We start from the raw sequence: 24,346 nt of genomic DNA on the forward strand, positions 1-24,346 counted from the left end.
CCTTCGTGATGCCCGTGCTCAACGAGCGCGACTACCTGCCCCGCGCCATCTCCTCGACGCTCGCCCAGGAGGTCGACGGACCGATCGAGCTGGTGCTCGCGCTCGGCCCCTCGACCGACGGCACGACCGAGCTCGCGCGCGAGCTCGCGGCAGCGGACGCGCGCATCGTCCTCGTCGACAACCCCGCCGCCGACATCCCCGTCGGGCTCAACCTCGCGATCCGCACCTCGCGGCATCCGACGATCGTCCGCGTCGACGCTCACTCCGAGCTGAGCCCGGGGTACACCGCTCGCGCCATCGAGACCCTCGCTCGCACGGGCGCGGCGAACGTCGGCGGCGTGATGCGCGCCGAGGGCCGCACCCCGTTCCAACGTGCGGCCGCGGCGGCATACAACTCGCGGATCGGCCTCGGCGGCGGCGCCTACCACGGTGGCGCCGAGGAGGGCGAGGCGGAGTCGGCCTATCTCGGCGTGATGCGCCGCGACGTGCTCGAGGAGGTCGGGCTGTTCGACGAGTCGATCCGACGCGGCGAGGACTGGGAGCTGAACCTGCGGATCCGTCACGCCGGCTACCGCGTCATGTTCGATCCGACGCTGTCGGTCACGTACTGGCCCCGCGAGAGCTGGGCGCGACTCGCCCGCCAGTTCCTCGCGACGGGGCGCTGGCGCGGCGAGCTCGTGCGCCGCTACGGCTCGCGCAACTCGCTGCGGTTCTTCGCGCCGCCCGCGCTCGTCGCGACGCTCGCGCTCGCGCTCGTCGTCGCGATCCTCCGGGGCACGCGCGCGCTCACGGGCGTCGCCGCCGCGCTCGCGAGCCTCGTCTTCCTCCCGGTCGCCGCCTATGCGGGCATCGTCGCCGCCTCCGTGGCGGCGCGCCGCGGCGCGGGCCTCGCCGAGCGCGCCTGGTTCGCCGCGGTCGTCCCGACGATGCACATCGCGTGGGGCGCCGGGTTCCTCGCGGGCGTCACCCGCGGCGCGCGCGACACCGTCGACACGTCGAGGCTCTCGGGCCGGAACACGCCCCTGCCCTAACGCTTCAGGAGCCCCTGGTCGAGCAGGCGGGCGACGACCCGCTCCGACGCGCGGCCGTCGTCGCGGGCGTTGAACACCGCGCGCCACTTCGCGTACCGCTCCGCGTGCGCCGACGGATCCTCGTCGAGCGCCGCGACGAGCTCATCCTGTGTCCGGACCACGGGGCCCGGCGCCCGCTCGAGCAGGTCGAAGTAGAAGCCGCGCAGCTCGCCCCGGTAGTGCTCGATGTCGGGCACGAGGAACACGATCGGCTTGCCCGTGATCGTGAAGTCGAACATCACCGACGAGTAGTCCGTGACGAGGGCATCGGCAGCGAGCATCAGCCGCGACACGTCCGCGAATCCCGTGACGTCGACGACCCGCGGCCCGGAGACGTTCTCGCCCGGGATGAGCGTGCGGCTGTGCCCGCGCACGAGCACGACCGATCCCGTGCGCTCGGCGAGGGCGATCGGATCCACGAAGTCGACGATCTCCTCGCGATCGTCGCGCCATGTCGGGGCGTAGAGCAGCACGCGCTCGTCGTCGCGGATCCCGAGGGCCCGGCGAGTCTCCCCCGCGTCGCCCGTCGTGAGGACGTCGTTGCGCGGGTAGCCCTCGGTCCAGACGGGCCGCCGCAGGAACGCGTACGCCCGCGAGAGGATCCGCGCCGCGTACGGATTCTGCGCGAGCAGGACGTCCCAGCGGCGCGACTCCTTCACGATCGCGCCCCAGCGCCGCGGGTTCCAGCCGCGCCGATGCAGCGCGAGCCGTTTCAGCGGCGTGCCGTGCCACGTCTGCAGGACGTGCTGGCCGGGGCGCGGGACATAGCGCCGCCGCAGCCAGTCGTTCACGATCAGCAGGCGCGCCGCGCTCCGCGCGCGCCACCACTCCGCCGTGCCCTCGACGATCGCGACGGCGCCGGACGGCACATCGACGGACAGGTCGACGACGCTCCAATAGCGCGTGACGCCCGGCAGGACGCGCGCGATCTCGCGGTCGAGGGCGAGCGGATTGTCGCCGGCGACGCGGCCGTAGAAGCTCTCGAAGAACACGGCCTCCTCGAGGTCGCCGGCGCGCATCGCGTACCGGCGCTCGAGCGCCGCCCGCGCCTCCGGGGTCTCGAGGGACGGATCCACGGGCGGCCCGACCGTCACCACGGCGCCCTCCGCCGACACCCGCAGCGCGTCGTCGATGATCATCGGGAAAGAGCCCGCGACCTCGATTCCGGGGATCTCGATCCGGTAGGCGCCGGACGGGAGCGGGAGCTCGGCCCCGCCCCACCGCGCGGCGCGCAGGGGAAAGCGCGCCTTCCAGGTGCGTCCGCGGCCCGACAGCCGTGCCGACACCCGGGCGCGCGCGCCGACGAGCTCGGCGCACTCCGGGCGCGGCCCCTCACCTGAGACGACGAGGGCGGAGGCATCCGGTGCGATCTCCAGGACGGTCGCGGTTCTCATGGCCTCGTCTCCCCGATCCGTCGGAGGATCTCATCCAGCACGCGATGGGTGTTCTCGCCGTCGCGGAAGGCGTGCACGCGCGCGCTGATCGCGCGCGCGCGAGCGGTGCGCCGCTCGCGCTCCTCATCCTGCCCGAGAAACCGGTCGATCTCGGGCACCAGCGCGCCCCATGTCGTCGGCACGTCAGGGCCGGCGACGTCGGCGTATGCGCCGTAGAAGCCGCGGCGTCGGTCGTAGTCGGCGATGTCGGGCGCCAGAAACAGGGCCGGCAGCGGGACGAGGGCCGCGTCGTACGCGAGCGACGAGTAGTCGGTGATGAGCGCGTCGAAGGCGGGCAGGGCCGGCGTGACGTCGGCGAGCACGTCGGATCCGAGGCCGACCACGCGTTCCGTCGCGATCGGCGGCGCGTAATCGCCCTCCCCGAGCCGATGCGAGCGGACGACGAGCACGGCGTCACGGCGCTCGAGCAGCTCGACGATCGCGCGCCACTCGTCTCTGCTCGGCACAGCCGGATCCGGGTCGCCGTCGCGCCACGTCGGCGCGTAGAGGAGCAGATGCCTCTCGCCGCGCAGCTCGGGAGCGACGCGGTCGAGAAGCGCCTGCGCCGCGGACCGCCGCTCGGAAGCCGTACCACGCGAGAGCACGTCGACGCGCGGCTCGCCTGTGACGGCGACCCGCGCGTCGGGGATCCCGAAGGCCGACTCCAGGCGCCCCCGCACGAGGTGGCTCGCGGCGGGGATCAGGCCGATGCGCTGCGCCGAGCGCCGATACATCCACGCGATGAGCCCGCGGACCAGGGCGGAGTTCGGCAGGAAGGCGCTGCGCACCATCTCGGGGGCGTCGAGGCCGATTCGCTTGAGCGGGATGCCGTGCCAGAGCTGCGCGACGAACGCCCCCGACACGGCGTAGGGGTTCACGTCGCCGAAGCCGTGCGTGACCACGGCCACGCGCGCCCGTGCGGTGGCGAGGAAGCCCCGCCACGACATCTTCGGGACCGACGGGATCCCGGCCTCGTCGGCATCATGGGCCTCCTCCGGCGTGGAGGTCAGCCAGACCGCGTCGATTCCGCGCGCACGGGCCTCGCGCCAGGCCGCGAGGGCGCCGTCCGCGATCCCCGCGCCGCAGCCGAACACCCACTGCGGGCCGCGCGGCGTCACGAGCGTGACGAGGCGACCGAGCCCGTAGAGGGGAAGGCGGGCGAGCTTTTTCGCATTGCCCGCGCCGAACGAGGAGAACGCCACCCGTCGAGCCTACTGGCCGACGGGCGACGTCCCCTGAGCGCCGTGGGTCACTCGAGGGTGCCGAGCGTGAGCTCGGCCTCGTTCTCCTCGCCGTCGCGGACATACGTCACGGTCGCCCTGCTCTCGGCGGCCGCCGCGCGCACCTGGGCCGTCAGATCGACGGCGTCGTTGACGCGCACCCCGTTGAACCGCGTGATGACGTCGCCCTCCTTCAGGCCGGCGTCCTCGGCGGCGCCGCCGCCGACGACCTCCGCGACGTACGCGCCCGTCGTCGTGGTGCCCTCGATGCTCGACGACGGCGCGACGCTCGCCCCGAGCAGGCCGTGGCTGGCCGCGCCCGTGTCGATGATCTCGTTCGCGATCCGCTCGGCGATGTTCGACGGGATCGCGAAGCCGAGGCCGATGGATCCGCCCTCCTCGCTCGACGTCGCGGCCGTCGCGATGGCGACGTTGATGCCGATCAACCTGCCCTCGCCGTCGACGAGCGCGCCGCCGGAGTTGCCCGGGTTGATCGCGGCGTCGGTCTGCAGCACGGCGATCTTGATCGACTCCGTCGACTGCTGTTGCTGCTGCTCCTGGCCCGGCAGGTCGAAGAACCAGGGCGATTCCTGGCCACCCTCCGCGTCGGGATCCTCCGCCTCATCGCCCTCGGGGGCGGCGGACGAGGCGATCTCGATCGAGCGGTTCAGGTTGCTGATGACGCCCGTCGTGACGGTGTTCGACAGGCCCATGGGCGCGCCGATCGCGACGGTCGTGTCGCCGACGTTCAGCTCAGAAGAGTCGGCGAACTCCATGGGCGTGAGCCCGGACGCACCCTCGAGCTTGATGACCGCGAGGTCGTACGTCGGGTCGGTGCCGACGATCGTCGCGTCGTAGAGCGTGCCGTCCGACGCCGTGACGCGCAGCTGCGCGTCGCTCGCCGCGCCGCCGAGGGTGACGACGTGGGTGTTGGTGAGCACGTAGCCGTCCTCGCTCAGCACCACGCCGGAGCCGCTGCCGCCCGCGCTCGAGCTCGCCGCCTCGATCGTGACGACACTCGGGAGGGCCGATGCGGCGACCGCCGCGGTCTCGTTCACGTCGTCGGGGTTGTTGATCGTGATGTTCTGGCTGCCGCTGCCCGTCGCGACCGTCGACTGGTCGCCGCCCGATCCGCCGAACACCGAGTTGCCGAGCCACGCGCCGCCGAATCCGGCGCCGCCGCCGATGAGGGCCGCGGCGAGGAACAGCGCGGTGACCTTGGATCCCGTCCCCGACTTCTGCTTCTTCTTCACGGGAGACTGCGGCGCCCACTCGTAGGCCGGCGCGGTCGCGGTCGGGGCGGGCTGTGGGCCCTGGACGGGCGCGGTCGAGTATGCGGGCGCGGCGTACTGCGACGTCGGCGCAGAGTTCGCGTGACCGCTCTGCGCCGCGGCGTCGGCCGCCGAACGCTCGGGAAGCGGGGGAATCGGAGTTCCGCTGTCGTTGCTCATTGCTGCTCCTTCTGCCTGGTGCCCTCAGCATGCATCCGGAACCTATGTCGGACCTATGTCCAGGGTAGGCCGCCCCCGTGAACCTCGGGTCGCCGCCCGTGGGTAGCCTGGCGGCATGACTCAGGTATCCGGATCCTGGCGTCGCGCCGCCGCGGGCGCGCGCCTCCTCGGCGCCGACGGGGAGGTCGCGTCGACCATCTTCGCCGAGATGTCGGCACTCGCTGCGCGGACGGGGGCGCTCAATCTCGGGCAGGGTTTCCCCGATGAGGACGGCCCGGAGGAGGTCCTCGAAGCCGCTCGCGAGGCGATCGCGGCGGGGCGCAATCAGTACCCGCCGGGGCGCGGCGACCCCGACCTGCTGCAGGCGATCGCGGAGCACCAGCGGCGCTTCTACGGGATCGAGGTGGATCCGGGGTCCGAGGCGATCGTGACGGCGGGCGCGACGGAGGCTCTCACGGCGACTCTGCTCGCGCTGCTCGACGGCCCGGATGACGAGGTCGTCGTCTTCGAGCCGTTCTACGACGCGTACGCGGCGGCCGTCGGGCTCGCGGGCGCCCGGCTCGTCCCCGTGCGACTGCGGTGGCCCGATTTCCAGCCCGATCTCGACGAACTGGATCGCGCCGTGACCGATCGCACGCGGATCATCCTCGTGAACGACCCGCACAACCCGACCGGCGCCGTGTTCTCGGCCGGGGTGCGGGAGCGGATCGTCGAGCTCGCGGATCGCCACGGCGCGATCATCGTGACCGACGAGGTGTACGAGCACCTCTCGCTCGACGAACCGCATGTCCCGATCGCGTCGCTCGACGGCGCGGCGCAGCGCACCGTGACGATCTCCTCGGGAGGGAAGACCTTCCGCACGACCGGATGGAAGGTGGGGTGGGTCACGGCTCCGCAGGACCTCGTGACGGCAGTCCTGACCGTGAAGCAGTACCTCACCTATTCGGGCGGCGCCCCGTTCCAGCCCGCGATCGCGCGCGGCCTCCGCCTGTCCGACGCATTCTTCTCCGGGCTCGCCGGGGACATGCGCGCGAAGCGGGACCTGCTCGGCACGGGTCTCAGGGCGGCCGGATTCGACGTGTCACGGCCGGCCGGATCGTACTTCACGGTCGCCGATGCCTCTCCCCTGGGCGCCGATGATGCGGCGCAGCTGTGCCGAGAGCTCCCGGATCGCGCGGGCGTCGTCGCGGTGCCGCTCTCGGCGTTCGTGACGGAGGAACACGCCCGCGAGTACCGCAGCCTCGTGCGGTTCGCCGCCTGCAAGCGGCGCGAGATGCTCGAGGAGGCGGCGGCGCGACTCGCGACCCTCAGCGCGTGATCGGCGCGACCCCGTAGCGGCGCAGCTCGATCGCCGGATTCAGGCGGCGCACCGCGGTGATCGCGTCGTGCGAGACCCAGCCGACCGTCACATCCTCCTCCGCGCCGAGTCCGGCGACCTGGATCCCCTGCGGATCCACGATCATCGAGCGCCCGATGCCGACGGGCGGCGCGTGATCCGCGGCGACGACGTAGACGGTGTTCTCGATCGCGCGGGCGGCCACGAGGGTCTCCCAGTGGTGCTCCTTGAGCGGTCCGCGCACCCACTCGGACGGCACGAGGATCACGTCGGCGCCGGCGTCGACGAGCACGCGCGCCACCTCAGGGAACCGCAGGTCGTAGCACGTCATCAGCCCGAAGCGGAGGCCGTCGACGACGAACGTCTCGGCGTCGCCCGTGGGCCCCGCCTCGATCCAGTCGCTCTCCGTCTGGCCGAACGCGTCGTACAGGTGCTGCTTGCGATACGCGGCGACCACACCGGTCGCGTCCACTGCGACCGCGGTGTTGCGCACCTTGTCCCCCTCGCCCTCCTCGACGAGGCCCGCGACGATCGTGAGGTCGTTCTGGCCGGCGATCGTCGCCAGCTCGCGCGTGAACGGGCCGTCGAGGGGCTGGGCGTGCGCCGCGAGCGTCTCATCGAGCGGCGCGACGAAGTAGCTCGAGTACTCGGGCGCGACGACCACTCGCGCGCCGCGGGCCGCGGCCGTGGCGGAGAACTCCGCGATCCGCGTGAGGTTCGAGGCGCCGTCGACGGCCGGAGCGAACTGGGCGATGGCGACGCCGACGGGTCCATGGGTTGCGGTCATGGCGCCATGATGCCACGCATTCAGCGCTCGCACAGACACGCCCGGCGCCCGTGTTCGAGGCGCTCGATTTGCCTGTGTCTGAACGGCTGGTAAAGTAATTGATGTGCCGCGGGGTGGAGCAGTTCGGTAGCTCGCTGGGCTCATAACCCAGAGGTCGTAGGTTCAAATCCTGCCCCCGCAACCAAGTCCGAAGGTCCGGTCTCCTCATCACGAGGGGCCGGGCCTTCGTCGTTGACGGCGGAAGCACGAGATGCCGCTTCCTCGCCTCGATGTTCTATGAGTTGTGTCTCTTCAGTTATCGGTGCGCCGAGGTCGGCCTCGTCGATCTCGGGGAGCTCGCGCTCCACGATCGGCTCGAACGGGAGCTTCCCTCGCAACCAGTCCTCGGACACGTCGAAGTACTCGGAGAGCATCTCGATGTCGCGTGGCCTCCACTTCCCCGCGAACTGCGGGAGAAGCTTGCTTCGCACCGTGCGGTAATCGCGGTCGATCACGCCCGCGAGCTTCGTCGGCTTCATGTCGCCGTTGAGGAACATCAGCACGCGCGTTCGAACTGACACATGCTCCTGTTCGGTCTCGGCGACGGGTCGGCTCGACATGCGAATCACACTAGTGACATTCGCCACGATCCGACACCCTCGACACGCACAAAGTGTAGATTTCGTTCGTGGAGGCGACGTTGTTGAGTGCGTATCGAGAGACTCTGCTCGCGGCAGGAAGGTCCACGGCCACGATCGCGCAGCGCGTCGGCGACGTCGAGCGGTTCGGGAGAACTGTCGATCTCCGCTCCTGCACGGTCGACGATGTCACTGCGTACTTCGCGACGCACCCCGCCTGGTCGGCCGAGTACAGGAAGAAGATCGCCATCAGCCTCCGACTGTTCTTCGCGTGGGCGCAGAAGCGCAACCTCCTCGTGCACCATCCCGAGGCCGGGATCCCTCGCGTCCGCGTCCCGCGGACCGCGCGGCCCCCCGCGCCCGATGACGAGATCGAGCGGGCGCTCGCGATGGCCACGCCCCGTGAGCGCGCGGCCATCCTGCTCGGGGCGTCGCTGGGGATGCGCCGTGCCGAGATCACCGCCGCGCATCCTCAGCATCGTCGTGGCCGCGTGCTGACCGTGACCGGCAAGGGCGGCCGGACCCGACATCTCCCCCTCGACGACGAGACGTACCGAGCGCTCGTCGCGCTCGAGTCCGGTCAGGGACGCGACGTGCCGTACTTCCCGGGCGGGAGCGCGGACGGCCACGTCCACCCGTGCACGATCTACAAGTGGGTGACCGCGATCCTGCCCGGCTGGTCACCGCATTCGCTGCGGCGCCGCGCCGGACGCGAGGGCTTCCGGCGGACGAAGAACATCCGTGCCGTCCAGACTTTCCTCGGTCACGAGTCCCTGGACACAACCGCGCTGTACGTCCATGTCGACCAGGACGAGGTCGCGGCCGTGACCGAGGCCACGAGCTTCGGCCGGACTGCGCGCGCTGCGTCTATTGACGATGCCACGATGGACGTGGCCGCGGTACTGGCCGAGATCACAGCCGTGACCGACCGTGCGGCCGCGGTCGGTCTCAACGTGAAGCTAACCGTCACGTGACCGGTGGCCGCGGCCGGACACGTGACCGGCCACGTCCGGTCACGACCTCGGCGCGCAGCTGCACGCGCAGCGGAGCTGCGGAGGCGCGTTGACCACACGTGGACGGCTCCGGCTGGCGCCGGGGCCGGACCCGCCCACCTGTGGACAACGCGCCGACGACACGATGCGCCCCCAATGTGGACGGCCGCTGCGCGCCCGACGCACAGTGGGGACGATCGCGAGCGACTCAAGGGGCGGCACGCCGCCCCGCGCGAGGGGTCGTAACGTCCGCGGGCTTGAATGCGCCGAAGTCAGCCGTCGATGCGCCAGCCGCGGCCGTTCGCGTCCTGCGTCCCGAGGTAGCACAGCCCGACAAGACCGATGATCCAGGCGAAGCCCCAGAGGTAGACGAAGATCGCAAGTCGCGCGACGAGGTAGACGATCGCGAGGATCCCCCACATGAAGATCCCGCTGAGCCCGTCGCGGATCGGTTGCGTGGCCCGATAGTACTGTTCGCGCGCGAGCGGAAACAGCACCGCGTTCGCGATCGTCCACCCCAGGATGATCGTCATCCCGATCCCGTCCGATGCTCCCCACTTGCTCGGCGGAGTCGTCGTCAGGAAGACCACGATCATCGCGACCGTCACGGCGGCGCCGAGAATGATGCTCGAGGTCAGACGCGTGTACCGGCGGTTCGCGTAGGCGCCGCCGATGAAGCCCCAGAACCCACGGCGCCTCGTCGATCCGACGACGGGCCCGACCGTTCGAATGTTCATGCTGCGCTCCCCTCGCGTCCTATCGAGCAGGGTCGCGGAGACCACCGACATTCGAACGCTCGGTGTGCCTCGCTGCCGCGCGGTAGACGCTCGCGCGCGACGTGCCGAACATCGCGGCGATCTCCGCCGCGCTGAACTCGCCCTCTGCGAGATGCCGCGCGATTGCCGCGTCTTGCTTCGGCGTGAGGCTCGGGCGCCGACCCTTGAGCTTCGCGCGCACCGACGGGCGCGCCATCGCTTCCTGCGTGCGGAGGCTGATCCACCCGCCCTCGGCCTCGGCGATCGCCGCGAGGAACGTCAGGAACAACTTCGAGAACGGATCCGTCGGGTCGTAGACCGTCTTCCCGAACTGGAAGGCGACGCCACGGTCTGCGAGCTCGCGCACGATGCGCAGCGTCTCCTCGACGTTGCGCGCGAGCCGGTCAAGCTTCGGGACCACGAGCTTGTCACCCTCGCGTATCGCGGCGAGCACCGTGCGCAGCCCGTCGCGATCAATGGTCTTGCCCGTGAACCCGTGGTCGAAGAAGATCCGATCCTCGGGGATCCCCTCGTCGACGAGGAAGATCCGCTGCACCTCGAGATCCTGCCCGACGGTCGATACCCGCGAGTAGCCGAACTCCATCGCTATCGACCTACCTCGACGACGATCTCGGCATCTGAGCGCTTGACCCCAAGGAGCCTGATTCTCCGGAGCGGGCTCGATCGCGGCATCGCGTTTCAGATCGTCGCCGGCGATCAGTGGACGCCGAGAAGGTCCTTGGCCACTTCGAGCGCTGCGGCTCCGTCCAGCGACGGGTGGTCGCCCCACTGTCCGCCAGTGATGCTCACTTCTACGTACGGGATCTCGACGGTCGTCACGATGACCCCGGCGACGCTCGACTCGGCCGTCGTCGTGTAGGCGATGCCGTCGGCGCGCTCGAGGCTGTCGTCAGTGATGATGTCGAAGAGATCGACGAGGTACTCCTCCTCGATCACCTCCGGATTGCCCGATTCCAGGGATACCTCGACCGAGCGGATCTCACCGAGGTTGTTCACGTCAGCGTCTTCCGGCAGCTCCCATGAGCACCACACGCCATAGGCGCCGACGTCACCGCCGTCGACCACCTCCAGCCCTTCGACGTACGGCTCCACGTGCGGTTCGACGGCGTCGCAGTCGGGGTACTCATCCAGGACCCACTGCGGAACCGTTCCTTCGTTCCCGTCCCAGCCCTCCGGAGCACCAGCCGGGGAATCATCCGTCGCCGGCGCGTCGTCCATGTCGACTTCGGTCTCGTCGACCACGTCCGTGACTTCATCAACGTCCGGGGCGTCCGCTCCTGCACAGCCGGCCGTCGCCAGGGCGAGGCCGACCGTAATCGGGACCATCATCATGCCGCGCATGGCACTGACACTAGCAATATCCCTGGCCGTCTCGAGGGGAGGTGGAACACCTCCCCGTGCGCCTCACATAGGCCCCCACCGCTGAGACTCGTTTCGAACGCCCTATGCGAGACGCACGGGATCGCGATTCTGCGCGGCCGCGCGCTGCAGTAGTGCTCGTCTCAGTTGGCGATCCCCATACGGACAACTACTCGTCCGCCCAAATCCGGGTGAGGTTGGATCTCAAGATCGCGCGGACGCGCTGGCGGGTGAGTCCGATGAGGTCTCCGATCATCTGGTGGGACCACCCCAGGTCAGTCCGCGCCGCGAGTCGGCGCATGTGCTTCCAGCGCAGTTCCCTCGCGAGCTGCATGCGGCTCTCGTGCCACTTGGCCGTCTCGTCCGCGAGCACGAGCTTCGCGGCAATACCTGCGGGCACAGCCTCATCGGGATAGCTCTCGTCGACCACCGGGAGATCTTCGGAGTCGTAGTAGAGGTTCGGATTGTCGCGGGCTGCAACGACAAGCTCCGGACTCCAACCATGACCGGCGAGGCGGATCGCGTCATCGGGGAGCTTCGTGCGGTAGGCGAGGACGTCCCGCCAAGCGCCGTTGCGACCACCGGGGATCTCGGCGTCACTCCAGAGCGCGTCCCAGTCGGGCGGGTTCATGATGTCGATCTGCTGCATCTTGGTCATGACAGCGACAATAGTCGTTGTCACTGCTCCTGACAATAGCTATTGTCGGGCGCGTCTGTCGGAGGATCCTTCAACGAACAGGTGATTGACGATTCATCGTGCCTCGCCCTGGGATTCGTGTCGGGTGCCTGTCCCGTCTCCGCGGATCTGATAGGAAAACAGGGTGACGACCTCTGACACGAGCGCTCCCACGGTCTTCGACGTCGCTCGGGAGGCCGGGGTCTCCATCAGCACGGTGTCCAAAGCCTTGAATCGGAGCGGTCAGCTGCGGGACGAGACACGCGAACGCATCGCGGCCGTCGCGCACCGACTCGGATACGAGCCGCGTCACGGCAAGCGCTCCGCGAACGGGTCGCACGCGTACACGGTCGGTCTACTCACGACCGGGCGATTCTCGCGCCTGGCAGACGAGATCGTGCCGGCCCTCGAGGACACGTTCAAAGCCCGGCTCGCGGCGATCCACCTCGCAGAGGGTCAGGGCGATCCGGCCCGCGAACAGCATCACGTCGAGCGATTCGTCACCCGCGGAGTCGACGCGATCGTCGTCGCCGGACAAAACACAGCCCCACGCCCGCCCCTCGTCGGCACAGGCGACGTGCCCGTGTGCTACGTCCTGTCCCCCTCGCAACGACCTCAGGACGTGTCGATCGTCATCGACGACGAGCAGGGCGCCCGTTTGGCCACGACGCATCTGCTCGCGCGCGGATGCCGACGCATCGCCTACATCGGCGGACCCCACGAACACCCCTCGGCCCGGCTCCGCCATGCCGGGATGCGAAAGACGCTCCGCACAGCCGGCATCGAACCCGCCACGCCATCCGCGCTGTGGCACGAGTGGAGCGAGGACGGCGGACGAGAAGCCGCGAACATCCTGGTGGGCTCCGGCGCCGACGTCGACGGCATCGTGTGCGCGAACGACCAGCTCGCTCGCGGTGCCGTCGAACAGCTCCAGCATCTGGGCACACGTGTGCCGGAGGATGTCGCCGTCGTCGGATTCGGCAACTGGGACGTGATCGCCTCCGCAGCACGCCCGCAACTCACATCGGTCGATCCGCGCCTCGACCGGCTCGGACATGCCGTGGCCGAGACGACCCTGGCGCTCATCCACGGCGACGAACGCCACGGGAGCATCCCCCTGGGCTGCGAACTCGTAGAGCGAGCCTCTACAAGGAGCGCATAGCCGCGCCCTGCCGCGCAGTCGCATTTGATCCTATCGTCCAGATCCCGACTGCACGGATGACTACGCGCGGCCTGCTCCGCACGCATCTACTCGGTCTCTGGTGTGACGGCGCTCTCAGCGCCTACACGGACGGCGTCTCGAAGCTTGTGCGGCGAGATCACGACGGCGTCCGTGATCGGTGCGAACAGAACGAGCGTCCCGACCCAGCTGCCGAACGAGCCGTCACTGTCCGCCCCCGTACCTGCGAACATCGTAGCGAGGACCAAGGCGATGACCGCCGTGCGTTCCGGCTGCAATGCACTATCAAGAACTGTGAGCGTCGCCAATCGGCGACGGTGACGCACCGTATACACCAGACGCGCAACGAACACGAGGAGAGTCGTCGCGACGAGTGCGAATTCTGGTCCTGGCATCGCCACCGGGTCGCCGTTGGTCACGACTGCTAAGGCAACCAGGGACCCCATCAGTAAGATGCTCGCCGCTTGAAAGGCGAATACGACGCGCAGATCGCTTCTGCCGCTCATGTTGTTCCCGGTCTGATTAGTGCTCTCCATCACGACTCCTTCATTCGGACCTCCCCGCGGCGCGCTCGCCATCGCTGTGGTGCCATCGCTCCCACACGCGCGTGCAGTCGTCGCCGATGGCGTACAGGCATCACTCTCGAGCAGCGGGGGTGTCCTTCTTAAACAGCATCGTGAGGAGCAGCCAGAGCACTGCGAGCAGCGGAGTGAGGGCGATCGTGAAGAGATTGATCGCGAGATCTTCCTGGTCCCAGACCTGCCCGAATCTGATGCGCAGAAACGCGATCACTGCGGCGACGACCGCAACCAAGATCGCTGTACCCGCCCATCCCTCGAAGCCAAACGTCCCCCAGACCAGGAGCGCGATGAAGAACGTGCTCGCCGCGGGCCCGTTCGGGACGGTGCTGGAAGCACGCACACCAACGGACGCCACCAGGAATGAGGTGATCGCAAGAAGGGTCACCACGATGAGCAGCTCCGGGCGATCGAGGAACCAGTCGTCGGCTGCGCGGAGACCCTCTGCAACGGCGGTAGGAAGACCGAGCCACTCAGCGCCCACGGCAAGCGCAGCCAGGCCCTTCGTCTCGTCCCCGAACGTGGTCACGACCGTGGCGCCGGCGATGGAACCGATCAGCATCCAGATCATGCCGAGGAACTGCGGACCGAAGATGCGGGGAAGATAGCTCGCGACGGTCTCCATGCATTGACCTCCAAGATCTCGAACAGGTGCAGGGCACCCTTCATCCTGCACTGTGCTTCTCTCTGGTCGGTCGAATCACCCCGCGCGGCGTGAGCTTTCGAAGTGGAGCGAACGAACATCACTTCTGAATGTCGCTCGAGACAGGTCCGCGACAACTCGAGTTATGGAGTGCTCGAGAACCGCTACGCGACGCGCGGAGCGCGACGGCCCCACGGGGCCGCGCAGGACGCGCCCGCCAAGGCGGGCACCCCGAATTTTCTTTGCCGTGAAGCCTTCGGCGATTGTACGAACGCTCCGCAGGACACAAGCCCGCCGCACACGAGCGAGCTCGGTGCGTCGGGCCGCCTCTGCGAGGCGCCCTCCGGGTTGCTGTCCTGCTCCACGTTCTGATCGGCACTTCGTGCCTTCACGGCAAAGAAAACGCGAGGGAGGGAACCTATGACCACCGATGAGCAGGTGACCGTATTCACCGCGAGCGGCTGCATGCAGTGCCGGATGACCGCCCGTGCACTCGAGCAGGCCGGCATCGCCTTCGTCCTCGTCGACATCACCGACAAGCCCGACGTCGCCGACCAGCTGCGCGAGGCCGGCTTCCAGCAGCTCCCCGTCGTCCGCGCCCCCGGCCACGCCACCTGGAGCGGATTCCGTCCCGACAAGATCACCGAACTGGAGACCGCAGCATGACCACTGACTTCGACTCCATCGACGTCGACGCCGTCAACTCGGCCGCAGCGCAGATCCGCCTGCAGCACCCGCTCCCGTCGACGCGGCTCGCGAACATGACCGCCACGGACGCCGAGGCGTTCCTGGTCAGCCTCCGGCAGCACGTCGACGAGCAGTGCATCGTGATCGCCGTCTCCCGATCGGGCGGCCGTGGCTGGGTGGAGGTGGAGCTCGCTGACGGATCGCGCATGAGTCGGTCGTTCGTCGACAGCGCGGCCGCTGCCGCGATCCACTGCGCCTACTGGAACGTGGCGCCGATCGTCTCCGCCCGCATCGCCGACCGCGAGCAGGCCGAGGTCGTCGACGACCGGCAGGAGCGCATCGATGCCGGTGACCTCCTCGCCCTGCTGGGAGGCGAGTGGTGAACCGGCCGAGCCCCCACCGAAGCCGACAGCCTGGAACAGAGCCGAGACTCGTACAGACCAGCGTCGACCGGAACATCACCCGTGCGTCCTGGACATTCATCGCCGTCGCCGGAGGCGCATTGATCGCCGTCGCGGCGACGCTCATCGTCACCGACGCGCTCGATACGTCGGCGCCGGGCACCGACGATGACGCGATCTTCGCCGAGTTCGACGAACTCGTCGTCGACGACGGTGGGATCGTGACAGCGGATCCCGAGTTGCACGCGTACGACGTCGTCGACCACGACGGCGAGATCGGGTTTCGCGGCGGCGATGACTGGCTACCGGTCACGCTCGACAACGCACCCGCGCGCATCGACGAGTGGATCGACGGAACGACGTTCGTCGTCGGCGACGCCGAGTACACGCTCGCCGGGATCGACGTCGGTGCGTGTTCCGACTACGCGCGCGAGCTGATGGCGGGTCTGACCGCCGGCCGCGAGGTGCTCCTCGAGCCGACACAGACCGAGCACGACGTGCTCGTGTGGATCGTCAGCCGGACTCCCTCTGGCCGCATCGACAGCGTGCAGCTCACGAACGCGGTCGCCTACTACTTTGGCGCGGGTGCCGCCGATAGCGCGGCCGCGGGCGACGTGATGAACCGGATGGGACGCACGTACACCGATGCCGGCGTCGCGACGAGCACGACGGGCGCTCCGGCCCTGGCCTCGGCGCTGGCCGAACAGTACGGGTGCAGCGAGTAGCGCTCAGCGCGACAACGAGGGACCCGCGGGGCCGGTCGTCGGAGACACGACCGGCCCCGTCGCTTCTGGTCGAGCACGTGGACGCTCCCCGGGAAGCGCTGCCGTCAGCAGGCGCTCCTTCCGTTTCGCGACGTCGCCGATGAACTTCTCCTGGTCGACGTTCTGAATCGGATCCGCGAGCGGCGACCGCAGATAGTTGTCGACGACGCGCTCGACGAGGACCGGCACGACGTCGTCGACACGCCTCGTCCGCCGGCCGCGTGCGGCAAGTCGCTGATTCACGAGCGCGACGCGATCGCGCAGCTCGTCCTCGAGCAGCACACGCGCGGCTCTCACGAGCGCCGCGCGCAGCTCGGGGAGGCGGGCCTGGGCGGTGACACTCGCGTCGACGAAGCGATCGCTCTTGCGCATCTCGTCGCGGCGCTGCGCGTCACTCGGGACGAGCTCCGTGCGCAGCTGCCTGAGGTGGGAGAGTTTCGGGTCCGTCCATCGCTCGATGAATCGGCGCGCGTCACTCTCGTGCGCGCGCCGGACCTTCTCGGAGACGGCGCGCGGCCGCCGCGGCGGGAGACCTTCCGCCTCGAGACGTCGATCGATCGCGCGGAGGCTGTCCGGGCCGACGGCTGCGCGCGGAGTATCTCGACGCGCCTGTTCCTCGCGCCGGCGCCGTTCGAGCGTCTCGCGCTGGACGCGCTCCAGCCGATCGCGTTCCGCGCGCCGCTCGGCGCGCTGCGCGCGCTGCTTAGTGAGGATCGTCTCGCTGTGGCGCGCGTAGTAGCGCCGCATCTTCGAGCGGTTCTGCGCGCGACGCGCCTCGTCCGACTTGCCGCCACCGGCGGGAGCGTCACCTGGTCCGGTCACGCGTCACGTCACTCTTCGTCGTCGACGAGCTCCACGAGGTGCGCGTAGAGCACGAAGCGGTGCGAGGTCGGGTCGACGATCGTCGCTGTGACGAGGTCGCGGATCCGCGCGGCGTGCTCGTCGGGCACGTCGAGCTCCTCGAGCACGAACGCGACGTGCTCGGAGAGCGACACCACGCCTTCGCCCGTCGCGAGCTCCGGCGTGTACATCAGCGCGGCGATCGCGGTGCGGTCCAGCAGCGTGTCGAAGGTGTCCTTCGTGATCATGATCTCGATCCTTCCATGTCGGTCGTGCCCCAACTGTGCTGCCGGATGCTCAGGCACCCTGCCGAACGTCGCCCGATTCCGGGCGAGCTGTGGACAAGACGACTCCACGTCCAGCTGCTGGCGCGCTGACCTGCGGCGAGGCGTCAGGAGATGTCGGGCCCGCCGGATGCGGCGGGCCCGCCCGTGATCGGTCCGGTGTGAGGATCCGCAGGGCGCCTCGTCGACGGAGCAGCACGGAGGGGCTCCGGTGCGGGCGCGCGGGGCACGAACGACGCGTACCGGGCGTAGTAGGCGTCCTGGAAGTGCCGGAACGTCTCGCGCAGGAACCCCGGCTCGGAGTCGTACTCGGACAGGCCGCGGTAGTAGTAGTGCTTCTCGGCGTCGAGCACGACGAAAGGCATGATGCCGCTCGCGAGGGTCTGCTCGAACATCACGAGCCGTCCCACGCGGCCGTTGCCGTCCTGGAACGGATGGATCTGCTCGAAGCGGACGTGGAAGTCCGTCACGTCCTCGAACGTCATCTGTGCCGGCGCCTCGGCCAGCAGCGCGTCGATGTCCGCGCCGACGTCTTCGGGGGGCGAGGTCGCCATCCCGCCGACCTCGTTCTTCACGCGCTTCCAGTCGCCGACCGCGAACCACTCCTTCTCGGCGTCGGAGGTGCCGGACCTCAGCAGCCGGTGGTACTCCTTCAGCGTGTCCGCGGTGATCGGCTGTCCGACGTGGTCGATCATCGCGTCGAACGCGCGGAAGTGGTTCACCGTCTCGATCACGTCGTCGACGGGCGCATCGCCCGTGACGGTGCGGGTCTCGTAGATGAACCGCGTCTGATCCTCCGAGAGGCGGCTGCCTTCGATGCGGTTCGTGTTGAACGCGAGCTGGACCTGCGTCAGATGGTAGATCCCGCCCGTGAGCTTCATCGCCCGCTGCTCCCGCAGCGCCGCCGCGAATCGCTCCGCACTCACCGCGTGCTCCTCGCCGCTGCCCGTACCTCTATCCTCCCAGCTCATCCCGACCACATCGACGTCTATCGACGAGGTCCTGTCCGCGGACGCCGACGGGAACGGATCCCAGAGGAGGTCACCGCACTCAGCACCGTTCAGCGGGCCCGGTGACGAATCTGCACACGGTGACCCGGATCGACTCGCCGGCCTCGATCTGGTCGCCGGCCGGTGGCATCTGCGTCGAGACGAAGAACAGTCCGGGCCAGGCGATCGTGCCGATCGGTGGGCCGTCCGGATCCATGCTCGCCAGCGCGAAGCCCTCCTCGGTGGCGACGTCGCGGGCATCCTGGAACGCCATGCCGACCACATTCGGCACGATTCCGGACGGGCGCATGCCGCGATCCTCCCACCCGCCACCCGCACACGCCAGCGGCCCCGGGAATCATATCCCCGGGGCCGCTGGCGTTCCGTTCGAAACTACTCCGACAGCTCGAGCAGCCGCTCGATCGCGTCGGTGAGGTCGGCGTCGGCCTCGGCGTAGGCGACCATGTCGCCGTCCTCGAGCGCCTGGGTCTTCGCCGCCATGGCCTCCTGTGCGTCGGCGAGGGCCTGCTCGTAGGTGTCCGTCGACGGCGGGGCCGGCTGGTCCGTGCCGCCCTCGTCGGGCTCGGCCGTTCCGGGGTCCTCGCCGTCGGGCTGCTCGCCCTCGCCTTCCTCGGGATCGACGGGAGTGATGTCCTCGTCACCCGTCTGCGCACCCGAATCGCCGCCGAACAGCTCATCGAGCGCCTCGGCCAGCGTGTCCTCGAAGGCGAGCTCATCGCCGAACGCGACGAGCACCTTCCGCAGCAGCGGGTACGACGTGTCGCGTGACGACTGCACGTACACCGGCTGCATGTACAGCAGGCCGTCGCCGACCGGCAGCGTCAGCAGGTTTCCGAGGCTCACGTTCGAATCACCGATCTGCAGGACGTTCAGCTCCTGCGCGATCGACTGGTTCGAGTCGAAGTTGTTCTGCACCTGCCCCGGCGCCGGAACCGTGCTCGCCGAGGAGATCTCGAGCATGCGCAGCGTCCCGTAGCTGTCTCGAACCGTCCCAGCCTCGGATCCCGCGTTCGAGTCGACAGACAGGTACCCCATGAGCACCTGGCGCTCGCCGCCCTCCGGGATGAACGACGTGAACATCGAGAAGGTCGGGTCTTCCTGACCGGGCATCCGCATCGTCAGGTAGTACGGCGGCTGCAGCTCGGCGACGTTCGTCGGATCGGCCGGCGTCTCCCATGCGTTGTCCCGCTGGTAGAAGGCGTTCGCGGTGTCGACGTGGTAGGTGCCGAGCATCGCGCGCTGCACCTTGAACAGGTCGGTCGGGTACCGCACGTGGCTCATGAGGTCGGCCGACATCTCGCTGATGGGCTCGAGCGTCGACGGGTAGATGTTCTGCCACGTCTGGAGCACCGGGTCGGTCTCGTCCCAGGCGTAGAGCGTGACGGATCCGTCGTAGGCGTTGACCGTGGCCTTCACCGAGTTGCGGATGTAGTTGACGTCGTCGACCAGCAGGTTGGGCTGCGGGTTCGACGAGTCGCTGATCGCCTGCGAGAGGCTCGTCTGCGACGAGTAGGGATAGGAGGCGCTCGTCGTGTATCCGTCGATGATCCAGACGATCTGTCCGTCGACGACGCTCGGGTAGGGGTCGCTGTCGAGCGTGAGGTACGGCGCGACCTTCTGCACGCGATCGCGCGGATTGCGGTCGTAGAGGATCTGCGATTCCGAGGTGATCTGATCGGAGAACAGGATCTGCTCCGACTGGAACTTCAGCGCGTAGAGCAGGCGGTGGAAGTAGCCGCCGATGCTCGGTCCGCCGTCACCGTCGAAGGTCGTCTTGACCTGGCTCGCCTCGCCGGAGCCTGTCGCGTAGTCGAGCTCGACGGGATCCGCGCCCTCCGGCGCGCCGACGATCGAGTAGGCAGGCGACTGCTCGCCGAAGTAGATGCGCGGCTCGTACTCCATGTCGGTCAGGAAGCCGGAGGCGGGGATGTCGCCCTCGATGAAGACCGGCTCGCCCTCGTTGGTGCGCTCGTTGCCGCGGGCCGCGACCATGCCGTAGCCGTGCGTGTAGGTCATCGTCGTGTTGACCCAGCTCTGAGCCTGGGCGCCGAGGCCCGTCAGGTCGAGCTCGCGGAGCGAGACGACCGTGTCCTGCGTCTCGCCGTCGATCGTGTAGCGGTCGACATCGAGCGTGTCCTCGAACTGGTAGTACGGGCGGTACTGCTGCAGCTGCTGCACCGTCGGGCTGATGATGCCCGGATCCATGAGACGCAGCGACGCGGTCGTCGCGGCGTCGTCGCGCAGCTGGCCCTGCTCGGCCGTCGTCTCGGCCTCGTACTCGGTCGTCTCGATGCCGTCGAGCCCATACGCGGCGCGCGTCGCATCGACGTTCTTCTGGTAGTAGTCGAGCTGCAGGGCGCGCTCGTTCGGCGTGACCTGGAACGTCTGCACGCCCCACGGGAGGGCGATCGTCACGACGAGCGACGTGACGATGAGGAGCCCCGTCGCGACGAGCGGGTAGCGCCAGCGGCCGATCCACGCCGTCACGAGGAAGAGGATCGCGACGAGGGCCGCGACGATCGCGAGGATCGTCTGCCCCGGGATGAGCGCGTTCGCGGCGACGTAGTCGGGACCCGTGATGCGGCCCTGCGGCTCGATGAGCGCGGCGAAGCGGTCGATCCAGATGCTCGCGGCCTGCAGCAGCAGGTAGATGCCGGCGATGATCGCGATCTGGATGCGCGCGGGGCGCGAGATCGTGAGCTCGCCCTGGCCGACCCGGACGGATCCGTAGAGGTAGCACACGAGGGCCGTGACGAGCAGCGACAGCAGCACGACGGCCGAGGCGAAGCCGACGAGGCCCTGCCAGAACGGGAGGTCGAACATGTAGAACGACGTGTCGAGCCCGAACTGCGGCTCGGTCTCGCCCGAATCGACGCCGTGGATCCACATCCACGTGGTCTCCCACTGCGTCGACGCCGCGAATCCGGCGAAGAAGCCGAACAGCACGGGGATGCCCCACATGGCGAGGCGGCGCAGCGGCTCGACGACCTCCTGATACCGGTCGAGCTGCGAGCTGAGGCGCGCGTAGACCGGCCGCAGGCGGTAGGCGAGGGCGATCGACAGCCAGACGGGGACCGCCATGCCGATGAACCCGACGATGAACATCACCGCCCTCGCGAGCCACTGCGTCGTCAGCACCGTCGCGAAGTCCAGCTGTCGGAACCACAGCAGCTCCGTATAGAGGCTCGCCAGTCCGAAGAACGCCATGAGGAGCACGGCGATGACGGCGATCGTCGCGATGACGATGCGCCGGGTCGGAGAGGGAGATGTGGCCGAGTTCTGCGCCTGATTCGTGGTCACACCGTCCATCCTAGGTGCGGTGCGGGTCGCGCCGGGCCACGGGAGGAGGTGTCAGTCGGTCGCGCAGGCCGGGAGCTCCGCTGCCCCACCGTCCGCGATCGCCTCCGTGGCGCTCACCGCGTCGTCGAGCGTGCCGACGCTGACGACCTGCAGGCCATCCGGTACGTGGCCGACTACCTCGTCGCAGTTGCTCGCGGGCGCGAGGAAGTAGGTCGCCCCGGCGTCGCGCGCGCCGTGCATCTTCTGCCGGATCCCGCCGATCGCGCCGACTGCGCCATCGGCCGTGATCGTGCCCGTTCCCGCGATCGCCTGCCCCCCCGTCAGCTCTCCCGGCGTCAGCACATCGATGATGCCGAGAGCGAACATCGTTCCGGCGCTCGGACCACCCACATCGTCGAGCTGGATCGACACGTCGATCGGGAGGTCGTACGAGGTGCTGAGGCCGACGCCGATGATCCAGCTCTCCGCGCCGTCGATCTCGGCGAGCTGCGGCGTCACCTGCTCTGTGCGCTCCGCGCCGTCGCGCTCGATCGTCAGTTCGACGGGGTCGCCGTCCGCGGCGTCGATCGCCTCGCGGAGCTGGTTCACGTCGTCGAGCGTCACGCCGTCGGCGGCGAGGATCCGGTCGCCCTCCTCGACGGCGCCCGTCGCAGGCGAGTCCTCGGTGAGCGAGACGACGCGGATGTCAGCGGGGACCTCGTAGCCGAGCTGCACGAGGGCCGCCGCGGACGCCTGGCTCTGGGAGTCGGTCATCATGGCGGCGTTCTGTTCGTCGCGCTGCTCCGTCGTCACGCCCTCGGGGAACACCGCGTCGATCGGCACGATCGCCCGCGACGCGTCGAGCCAGGCGAGCGCCAGCTCCATCCACGCGATGGGGTGCTCGCGGTTGCCGACGACCTGCACGGTCGTGAGCGACAGGGTGCCGGACGTGTCGAAGGTCTCGGCGCCGTCGACCTCGATGAGCGGCACCTCCTCGCCGTCGTCGAGCGCGACCGTCCCGATCGTGTTGTAGACGGGGCCGGGCTGTTCGAGGACATATGACGTCGGGAGGAAGCTCATCACGAGGAGCGCCGCGAGCGCCGCAACGAGCGATGCGGCGCCGATCGCCGTCCTCCGGGGCAGACCGCGCGCCTCGCGCCGGGTGTCGTCGACCTGCGGGCCGGAGGCGTCGTCGAACAGCGTCACGGAGGCTCCCTTCACGCGCCGGGCGGATCCGTCCCCGAGCGCGGCGTTCGCGGGAGGCGTACGGCTCTCGCGGCCGAGAGCCGCCTGAGGGGAGGCGCGTCCGATTAGCGTAGAACCTGATCCCGCGGAACTCGCTGAGGATCGCGGCGGAAAGGCGGCTGACGTGAGCGACAACAATCCCGAGGACGACTTCCAGGAGATGCTGCGCCGCATGCTCGGCGGCGGCGAGGGATCCCCCTTCGGCGAGAGCGGCATCGACCCGGAGCAGCTGAAGAACATGGGGATCGACATGGATCCCGCCATGATGCGGCAGATGATGAGGGCGTTCCAGACGGCGATGTCCAGCCAGGGCGAGGGCATCTCGTGGGACTCCGCTCGCGTGGGCGCGCTGCACGTCGCGAACCAGGAGAGCCGCGGCGTCACCGCGGGCCAGCGCACCGATCTGGACCAGGCCTTCCACCTCGCCGATCTGTGGCTCAGCGAGGCGACGTCGATCGCCCCGACAGGCGAGGAACCCGAGGTCCTCACCCGCGGCGACTGGGTCGAGAAGACGCTCCCCGTCTGGCAGGAGATGGCGGAGCCCGTCGCCGAGAGCATCGCGGATGCCCTCACGGAGGCCCTGCGCACGCAGGCGCCCGAGGAGATGCAGCAGATGGTGCAAGGCGCGAGCAGGATGCTCCGCCAGGTCGGCGGGACCCTGTTCGCGACGCAGCTCGGGCAGGTCGTCGGGCGCCTGTCCAAGGAGGTCGTCTCCGGCGGCGACGTCGGGATCCCCGTGATGCCGGCGGGCGTCGCGGCCATCCTCCCGCAGAACTTCGCCGATCTCGGCGAGGGGCTCGAGGTCCCGGACGACCAGCTGGCGCTCTACTTCGCTGCGCGCGAGCTCGCGCATGCCCGGCTGTTCAAGCACGCGAAGTGGCTGCGGCTGCACGTCATGAGCCAGGTGACCGACTACGCGCGCGGCATCCACGTCGACACCGAGGCGCTCGACGACCTCGCCGCCCGCTTCGATCCGTCGAACCCCGAGGAGCTCCAGTCGGCCCTGCAGTCGGGCGCACTCCTCCCCCAGCAGACCGATGCGCAGCGCAGCGCGCTCGCACGCCTCGAGAACATGCTCGCCCTCATCGAGGGATGGGTCGATGTCGTCGCCGCCGATGCGACAGCACGCGTGCCGAGCCTCGACCGGATCGCGGAGGCGACCCGCCGCCGCCGCGCCGTCGGCGGGCCGGCCCAGGACGCGCTCGGCGCGCTCGTGGGGCTCGAGCTGCGTCCTCGCCGGCTGCGCGAGGCCGCTGCCATGTGGCGCGCTGTGGGCGACGCCGTCGGCCAGCACGCGCGCGACGCGCTCTGGGACTACCCCGACCTCGTGCCGACGTCCGACGACATCGACGACCCGTCGTCGCTCATCGCCCGTCTGGAGGCCGCGGCCCGCGGCGACGAGGCGCCCCGCGACGAGATGGACGATGCGCTGGCCCAGCTGCTCGCCGAGGAGAGCGGCGGATCCTCGGATGACGGACCCGCGGACGACGAGCCCGACGGACCTCGCCCCGTCTGATCCGTGGCCCTCCACAGGCGGATCCGCGAGATCCGCCTGTGGATAACCCTCCGCGCGCCCGCGCGGCCGGGGAGAATCGCCGCATGGCGATGATCGAGCTCGACCCCGCGTATCCGGTGCTGTGGCGCGACGCCCGCTCCGTGCAGATCGGCGCGCGGCCCGCATTCTGGGTGCTGGAGGAACCTCCCTCCTGGCAGCTCGC

General features: G+C 69.4%; 24 protein-coding genes and 1 tRNA gene. 9 read left to right on the top strand and 16 right to left on the bottom strand.

The annotated features are described in order from the left end of the window. Positions 1-8: 8 nt before the first annotated feature. Positions 9-1,031, top strand: coding sequence for a glycosyltransferase family 2 protein (locus tag GB932_RS17650; protein WP_231916316.1), 1,023 nt, complete (start codon positions 9-11; stop codon positions 1,029-1,031). Here the strand turns inward: GB932_RS17650 and GB932_RS17655 are convergent. The 3 genes from GB932_RS17655 to GB932_RS17665 are packed head-to-tail and all read right to left on the bottom strand — an operon-like array spanning position 1,028 to position 5,174. Continuing rightward, positions 1,028-2,464: a CDP-glycerol glycerophosphotransferase family protein gene (locus GB932_RS17655; protein WP_156762007.1), complete on the bottom strand. Its 1,437-nt coding sequence runs from the start codon at positions 2,462-2,464 to the stop codon at positions 1,028-1,030. The genes GB932_RS17650 and GB932_RS17655 overlap by 4 nt on opposite strands. Continuing rightward, positions 2,461-3,705 (bottom strand): CDP-glycerol glycerophosphotransferase family protein, encoded by a 1,245-nt coding sequence (locus tag GB932_RS17660; RefSeq protein WP_156762008.1) that lies wholly within the window; start codon positions 3,703-3,705, stop codon positions 2,461-2,463. The genes GB932_RS17655 and GB932_RS17660 overlap by 4 nt, the downstream gene beginning before the upstream one ends. Positions 3,706-3,752: 47 nt before the next feature. Further along, a complete protein-coding gene (locus GB932_RS17665) occupies positions 3,753-5,174 on the bottom strand; it encodes a S1C family serine protease (protein WP_156762009.1) in 1,422 nt (473 codons plus the stop codon). Positions 5,175-5,289: 115 nt separating this feature from the next. On the opposite strand from GB932_RS17665, the gene GB932_RS17670 reads away from it, so the two are divergent. Further along, positions 5,290-6,492, top strand: a complete 1,203-nt coding sequence (locus tag GB932_RS17670) for an aminotransferase class I/II-fold pyridoxal phosphate-dependent enzyme (RefSeq protein WP_156762010.1) — start codon at positions 5,290-5,292, stop codon at positions 6,490-6,492. Here the strand turns inward: GB932_RS17670 and GB932_RS17675 are convergent. After that, positions 6,482-7,297, bottom strand: a complete 816-nt coding sequence (locus tag GB932_RS17675; protein ID WP_156762011.1) for a carbon-nitrogen hydrolase family protein — start codon at positions 7,295-7,297, stop codon at positions 6,482-6,484. The two genes, GB932_RS17670 and GB932_RS17675, sit on opposite strands and share 11 nt — an antisense overlap. 107 nt (positions 7,298-7,404) lie before the next feature. Here GB932_RS17675 and GB932_RS17680 point away from each other — a divergent pair. After that, positions 7,405-7,481: transfer RNA gene (locus GB932_RS17680), tRNA-Met, on the top strand. A gap of 498 nt (positions 7,482-7,979) precedes the next feature. Further along, positions 7,980-8,888 carry a tyrosine-type recombinase/integrase gene (locus GB932_RS17685; RefSeq protein WP_156762012.1) on the top strand — a complete coding sequence of 303 codons (909 nt, stop codon included), beginning with the start codon at positions 7,980-7,982 and terminating at the stop codon, positions 8,886-8,888. Positions 8,889-9,178: 290 nt separating this feature from the next. Here the strand turns inward: GB932_RS17685 and GB932_RS17690 are convergent, their stop codons facing one another. The 4 genes from GB932_RS17690 to GB932_RS17705 all read right to left on the bottom strand — a co-directional run bounded on the left by GB932_RS17690 (position 9,179) and on the right by GB932_RS17705 (position 11,699). After that, positions 9,179-9,643: a hypothetical protein gene (locus GB932_RS17690; RefSeq protein WP_156762013.1), complete on the bottom strand. Its 465-nt coding sequence runs from the start codon at positions 9,641-9,643 to the stop codon at positions 9,179-9,181. Between the two features lie 19 nt (positions 9,644-9,662). Continuing rightward, on the bottom strand, positions 9,663-10,265 hold the full coding sequence (locus GB932_RS17695) for a recombinase family protein (protein WP_156762014.1): 603 nt from the start codon (positions 10,263-10,265) through the stop codon (positions 9,663-9,665). A gap of 113 nt (positions 10,266-10,378) precedes the next feature. After that, the gene (locus GB932_RS17700; RefSeq protein ID WP_156762015.1) at positions 10,379-11,023 is read right to left on the bottom strand and encodes a hypothetical protein; all 645 of its coding nucleotides are present in this window, start codon (positions 11,021-11,023) and stop codon (positions 10,379-10,381) included. A 187-nt stretch (positions 11,024-11,210) separates the two neighbouring features. Next, complete coding sequence (locus tag GB932_RS17705; protein ID WP_156762016.1) at positions 11,211-11,699, bottom strand: hypothetical protein; 489 nt, start codon at positions 11,697-11,699, stop codon at positions 11,211-11,213. A 163-nt stretch (positions 11,700-11,862) separates the two neighbouring features. Here GB932_RS17705 and GB932_RS17710 point away from each other — a divergent pair, with 163 nt between their 5' ends. Further along, complete coding sequence (locus tag GB932_RS17710; RefSeq protein ID WP_156762017.1) at positions 11,863-12,879, top strand: LacI family DNA-binding transcriptional regulator; 1,017 nt, start codon at positions 11,863-11,865, stop codon at positions 12,877-12,879. A gap of 86 nt (positions 12,880-12,965) precedes the next feature. Here the strand turns inward: GB932_RS17710 and GB932_RS17715 are convergent, their stop codons facing one another. Together GB932_RS17715 and GB932_RS17720 are read right to left on the bottom strand one after the other, a co-directional pair. Next, positions 12,966-13,433 (bottom strand): hypothetical protein, encoded by a 468-nt coding sequence (locus GB932_RS17715; RefSeq protein WP_156762018.1) that lies wholly within the window; start codon positions 13,431-13,433, stop codon positions 12,966-12,968. 100 nt (positions 13,434-13,533) lie between these two features. Further along, complete coding sequence (locus GB932_RS17720) at positions 13,534-14,100, bottom strand: hypothetical protein (protein WP_156762019.1); 567 nt, start codon at positions 14,098-14,100, stop codon at positions 13,534-13,536. A 438-nt stretch (positions 14,101-14,538) separates the two neighbouring features. On the opposite strand from GB932_RS17720, the gene nrdH reads away from it, so the two are divergent. The 3 genes from nrdH to GB932_RS17735 all read left to right on the top strand — a co-directional run bounded on the left by nrdH (position 14,539) and on the right by GB932_RS17735 (position 15,931). Further along, entirely contained in the window at positions 14,539-14,784 is a 246-nt protein-coding gene (gene nrdH, locus GB932_RS17725; protein ID WP_156762020.1) for a glutaredoxin-like protein NrdH, read from the top strand. Then, on the top strand, positions 14,781-15,188 hold the full coding sequence (locus tag GB932_RS17730) for a hypothetical protein (RefSeq protein WP_156762021.1): 408 nt from the start codon (positions 14,781-14,783) through the stop codon (positions 15,186-15,188). The genes nrdH and GB932_RS17730 overlap by 4 nt, the downstream gene beginning before the upstream one ends. 119 nt (positions 15,189-15,307) lie before the next feature. Next, the gene (locus GB932_RS17735; protein ID WP_156762022.1) at positions 15,308-15,931 is read left to right on the top strand and encodes a hypothetical protein; all 624 of its coding nucleotides are present in this window, start codon (positions 15,308-15,310) and stop codon (positions 15,929-15,931) included. Between the two features lie 3 nt (positions 15,932-15,934). Here the strand turns inward: GB932_RS17735 and GB932_RS17740 are convergent, their stop codons facing one another. The 6 genes from GB932_RS17740 to GB932_RS17765 all read right to left on the bottom strand — a co-directional run bounded on the left by GB932_RS17740 (position 15,935) and on the right by GB932_RS17765 (position 22,589). Further along, positions 15,935-16,792, bottom strand: coding sequence for a hypothetical protein (locus GB932_RS17740; protein WP_156762023.1), 858 nt, complete (start codon positions 16,790-16,792; stop codon positions 15,935-15,937). An 8-nt stretch (positions 16,793-16,800) separates the two neighbouring features. Continuing rightward, the gene (locus tag GB932_RS17745; protein WP_156762024.1) at positions 16,801-17,058 is read right to left on the bottom strand and encodes a hypothetical protein; all 258 of its coding nucleotides are present in this window, start codon (positions 17,056-17,058) and stop codon (positions 16,801-16,803) included. A gap of 143 nt (positions 17,059-17,201) precedes the next feature. Further along, positions 17,202-18,020 (bottom strand): Fic family protein, encoded by an 819-nt coding sequence (locus GB932_RS17750; protein ID WP_197517550.1) that lies wholly within the window; start codon positions 18,018-18,020, stop codon positions 17,202-17,204. Between the two features lie 124 nt (positions 18,021-18,144). Next, positions 18,145-18,393 carry a PASTA domain-containing protein gene (locus tag GB932_RS17755; RefSeq protein WP_156762026.1) on the bottom strand — a complete coding sequence of 83 codons (249 nt, stop codon included), beginning with the start codon at positions 18,391-18,393 and terminating at the stop codon, positions 18,145-18,147. An 83-nt stretch (positions 18,394-18,476) separates the two neighbouring features. Then, complete coding sequence (locus tag GB932_RS17760) at positions 18,477-21,413, bottom strand: UPF0182 family membrane protein (protein ID WP_156762027.1); 2,937 nt, start codon at positions 21,411-21,413, stop codon at positions 18,477-18,479. A 42-nt stretch (positions 21,414-21,455) separates the two neighbouring features. Continuing rightward, positions 21,456-22,589 carry a YlbL family protein gene (locus GB932_RS17765; protein WP_231916290.1) on the bottom strand — a complete coding sequence of 378 codons (1,134 nt, stop codon included), beginning with the start codon at positions 22,587-22,589 and terminating at the stop codon, positions 21,456-21,458. A 199-nt stretch (positions 22,590-22,788) separates the two neighbouring features. Here GB932_RS17765 and GB932_RS17770 point away from each other — a divergent pair, with 199 nt between their 5' ends. Then, positions 22,789-24,144, top strand: a complete 1,356-nt coding sequence (locus GB932_RS17770) for a zinc-dependent metalloprotease (protein ID WP_156762267.1) — start codon at positions 22,789-22,791, stop codon at positions 24,142-24,144. The last annotated feature ends 202 nt before the right edge of the window (positions 24,145-24,346 follow it).

This window comes from Microbacterium karelineae (assembly GCF_009745985.1).
GTDB lineage: Bacteria > Actinomycetota > Actinomycetes > Actinomycetales > Microbacteriaceae > Microbacterium > Microbacterium karelineae.

What these genes read in the sequence shown, in the direction of transcription:
- GB932_RS17770 (WP_156762267.1), top strand. Translation starts at nt 22,789, where the DNA reads ATGCTGCGCCGCATGCTCGGCGGCGGCGAGGGATCCCCCTTCGGCGAG.
- GB932_RS17675 (WP_156762011.1), bottom strand. Translation starts at nt 7,297, where the DNA reads ATGACCGCAACCCATGGACCCGTCGGCGTCGCCATCGCCCAGTTCGCT.
- GB932_RS17700 (WP_156762015.1), bottom strand. Translation starts at nt 11,023, where the DNA reads ATGCGCGGCATGATGATGGTCCCGATTACGGTCGGCCTCGCCCTGGCG.
- GB932_RS17670 (WP_156762010.1), top strand. Translation starts at nt 5,290, where the DNA reads ATGACTCAGGTATCCGGATCCTGGCGTCGCGCCGCCGCGGGCGCGCGC.
- GB932_RS17695 (WP_156762014.1), bottom strand. Translation starts at nt 10,265, where the DNA reads ATGGAGTTCGGCTACTCGCGGGTATCGACCGTCGGGCAGGATCTCGAG.
- GB932_RS17755 (WP_156762026.1), bottom strand. Translation starts at nt 18,393, where the DNA reads ATGCGCCCGTCCGGAATCGTGCCGAATGTGGTCGGCATGGCGTTCCAG.
- GB932_RS17650 (WP_231916316.1), top strand. Translation starts at nt 9, where the DNA reads ATGCCCGTGCTCAACGAGCGCGACTACCTGCCCCGCGCCATCTCCTCG.
- GB932_RS17720 (WP_156762019.1), bottom strand. Translation starts at nt 14,100, where the DNA reads ATGGAGACCGTCGCGAGCTATCTTCCCCGCATCTTCGGTCCGCAGTTC.
- GB932_RS17760 (WP_156762027.1), bottom strand. Translation starts at nt 21,413, where the DNA reads ATGGACGGTGTGACCACGAATCAGGCGCAGAACTCGGCCACATCTCCC.
- GB932_RS17705 (WP_156762016.1), bottom strand. Translation starts at nt 11,699, where the DNA reads ATGACCAAGATGCAGCAGATCGACATCATGAACCCGCCCGACTGGGAC.
- nrdH (WP_156762020.1), top strand. Translation starts at nt 14,539, where the DNA reads ATGACCACCGATGAGCAGGTGACCGTATTCACCGCGAGCGGCTGCATG.
- GB932_RS17655 (WP_156762007.1), bottom strand. Translation starts at nt 2,464, where the DNA reads ATGAGAACCGCGACCGTCCTGGAGATCGCACCGGATGCCTCCGCCCTC.
- GB932_RS17730 (WP_156762021.1), top strand. Translation starts at nt 14,781, where the DNA reads ATGACCACTGACTTCGACTCCATCGACGTCGACGCCGTCAACTCGGCC.
- GB932_RS17745 (WP_156762024.1), bottom strand. Translation starts at nt 17,058, where the DNA reads ATGATCACGAAGGACACCTTCGACACGCTGCTGGACCGCACCGCGATC.
- GB932_RS17715 (WP_156762018.1), bottom strand. Translation starts at nt 13,433, where the DNA reads ATGGAGAGCACTAATCAGACCGGGAACAACATGAGCGGCAGAAGCGAT.
- GB932_RS17690 (WP_156762013.1), bottom strand. Translation starts at nt 9,643, where the DNA reads ATGAACATTCGAACGGTCGGGCCCGTCGTCGGATCGACGAGGCGCCGT.
- GB932_RS17665 (WP_156762009.1), bottom strand. Translation starts at nt 5,174, where the DNA reads ATGAGCAACGACAGCGGAACTCCGATTCCCCCGCTTCCCGAGCGTTCG.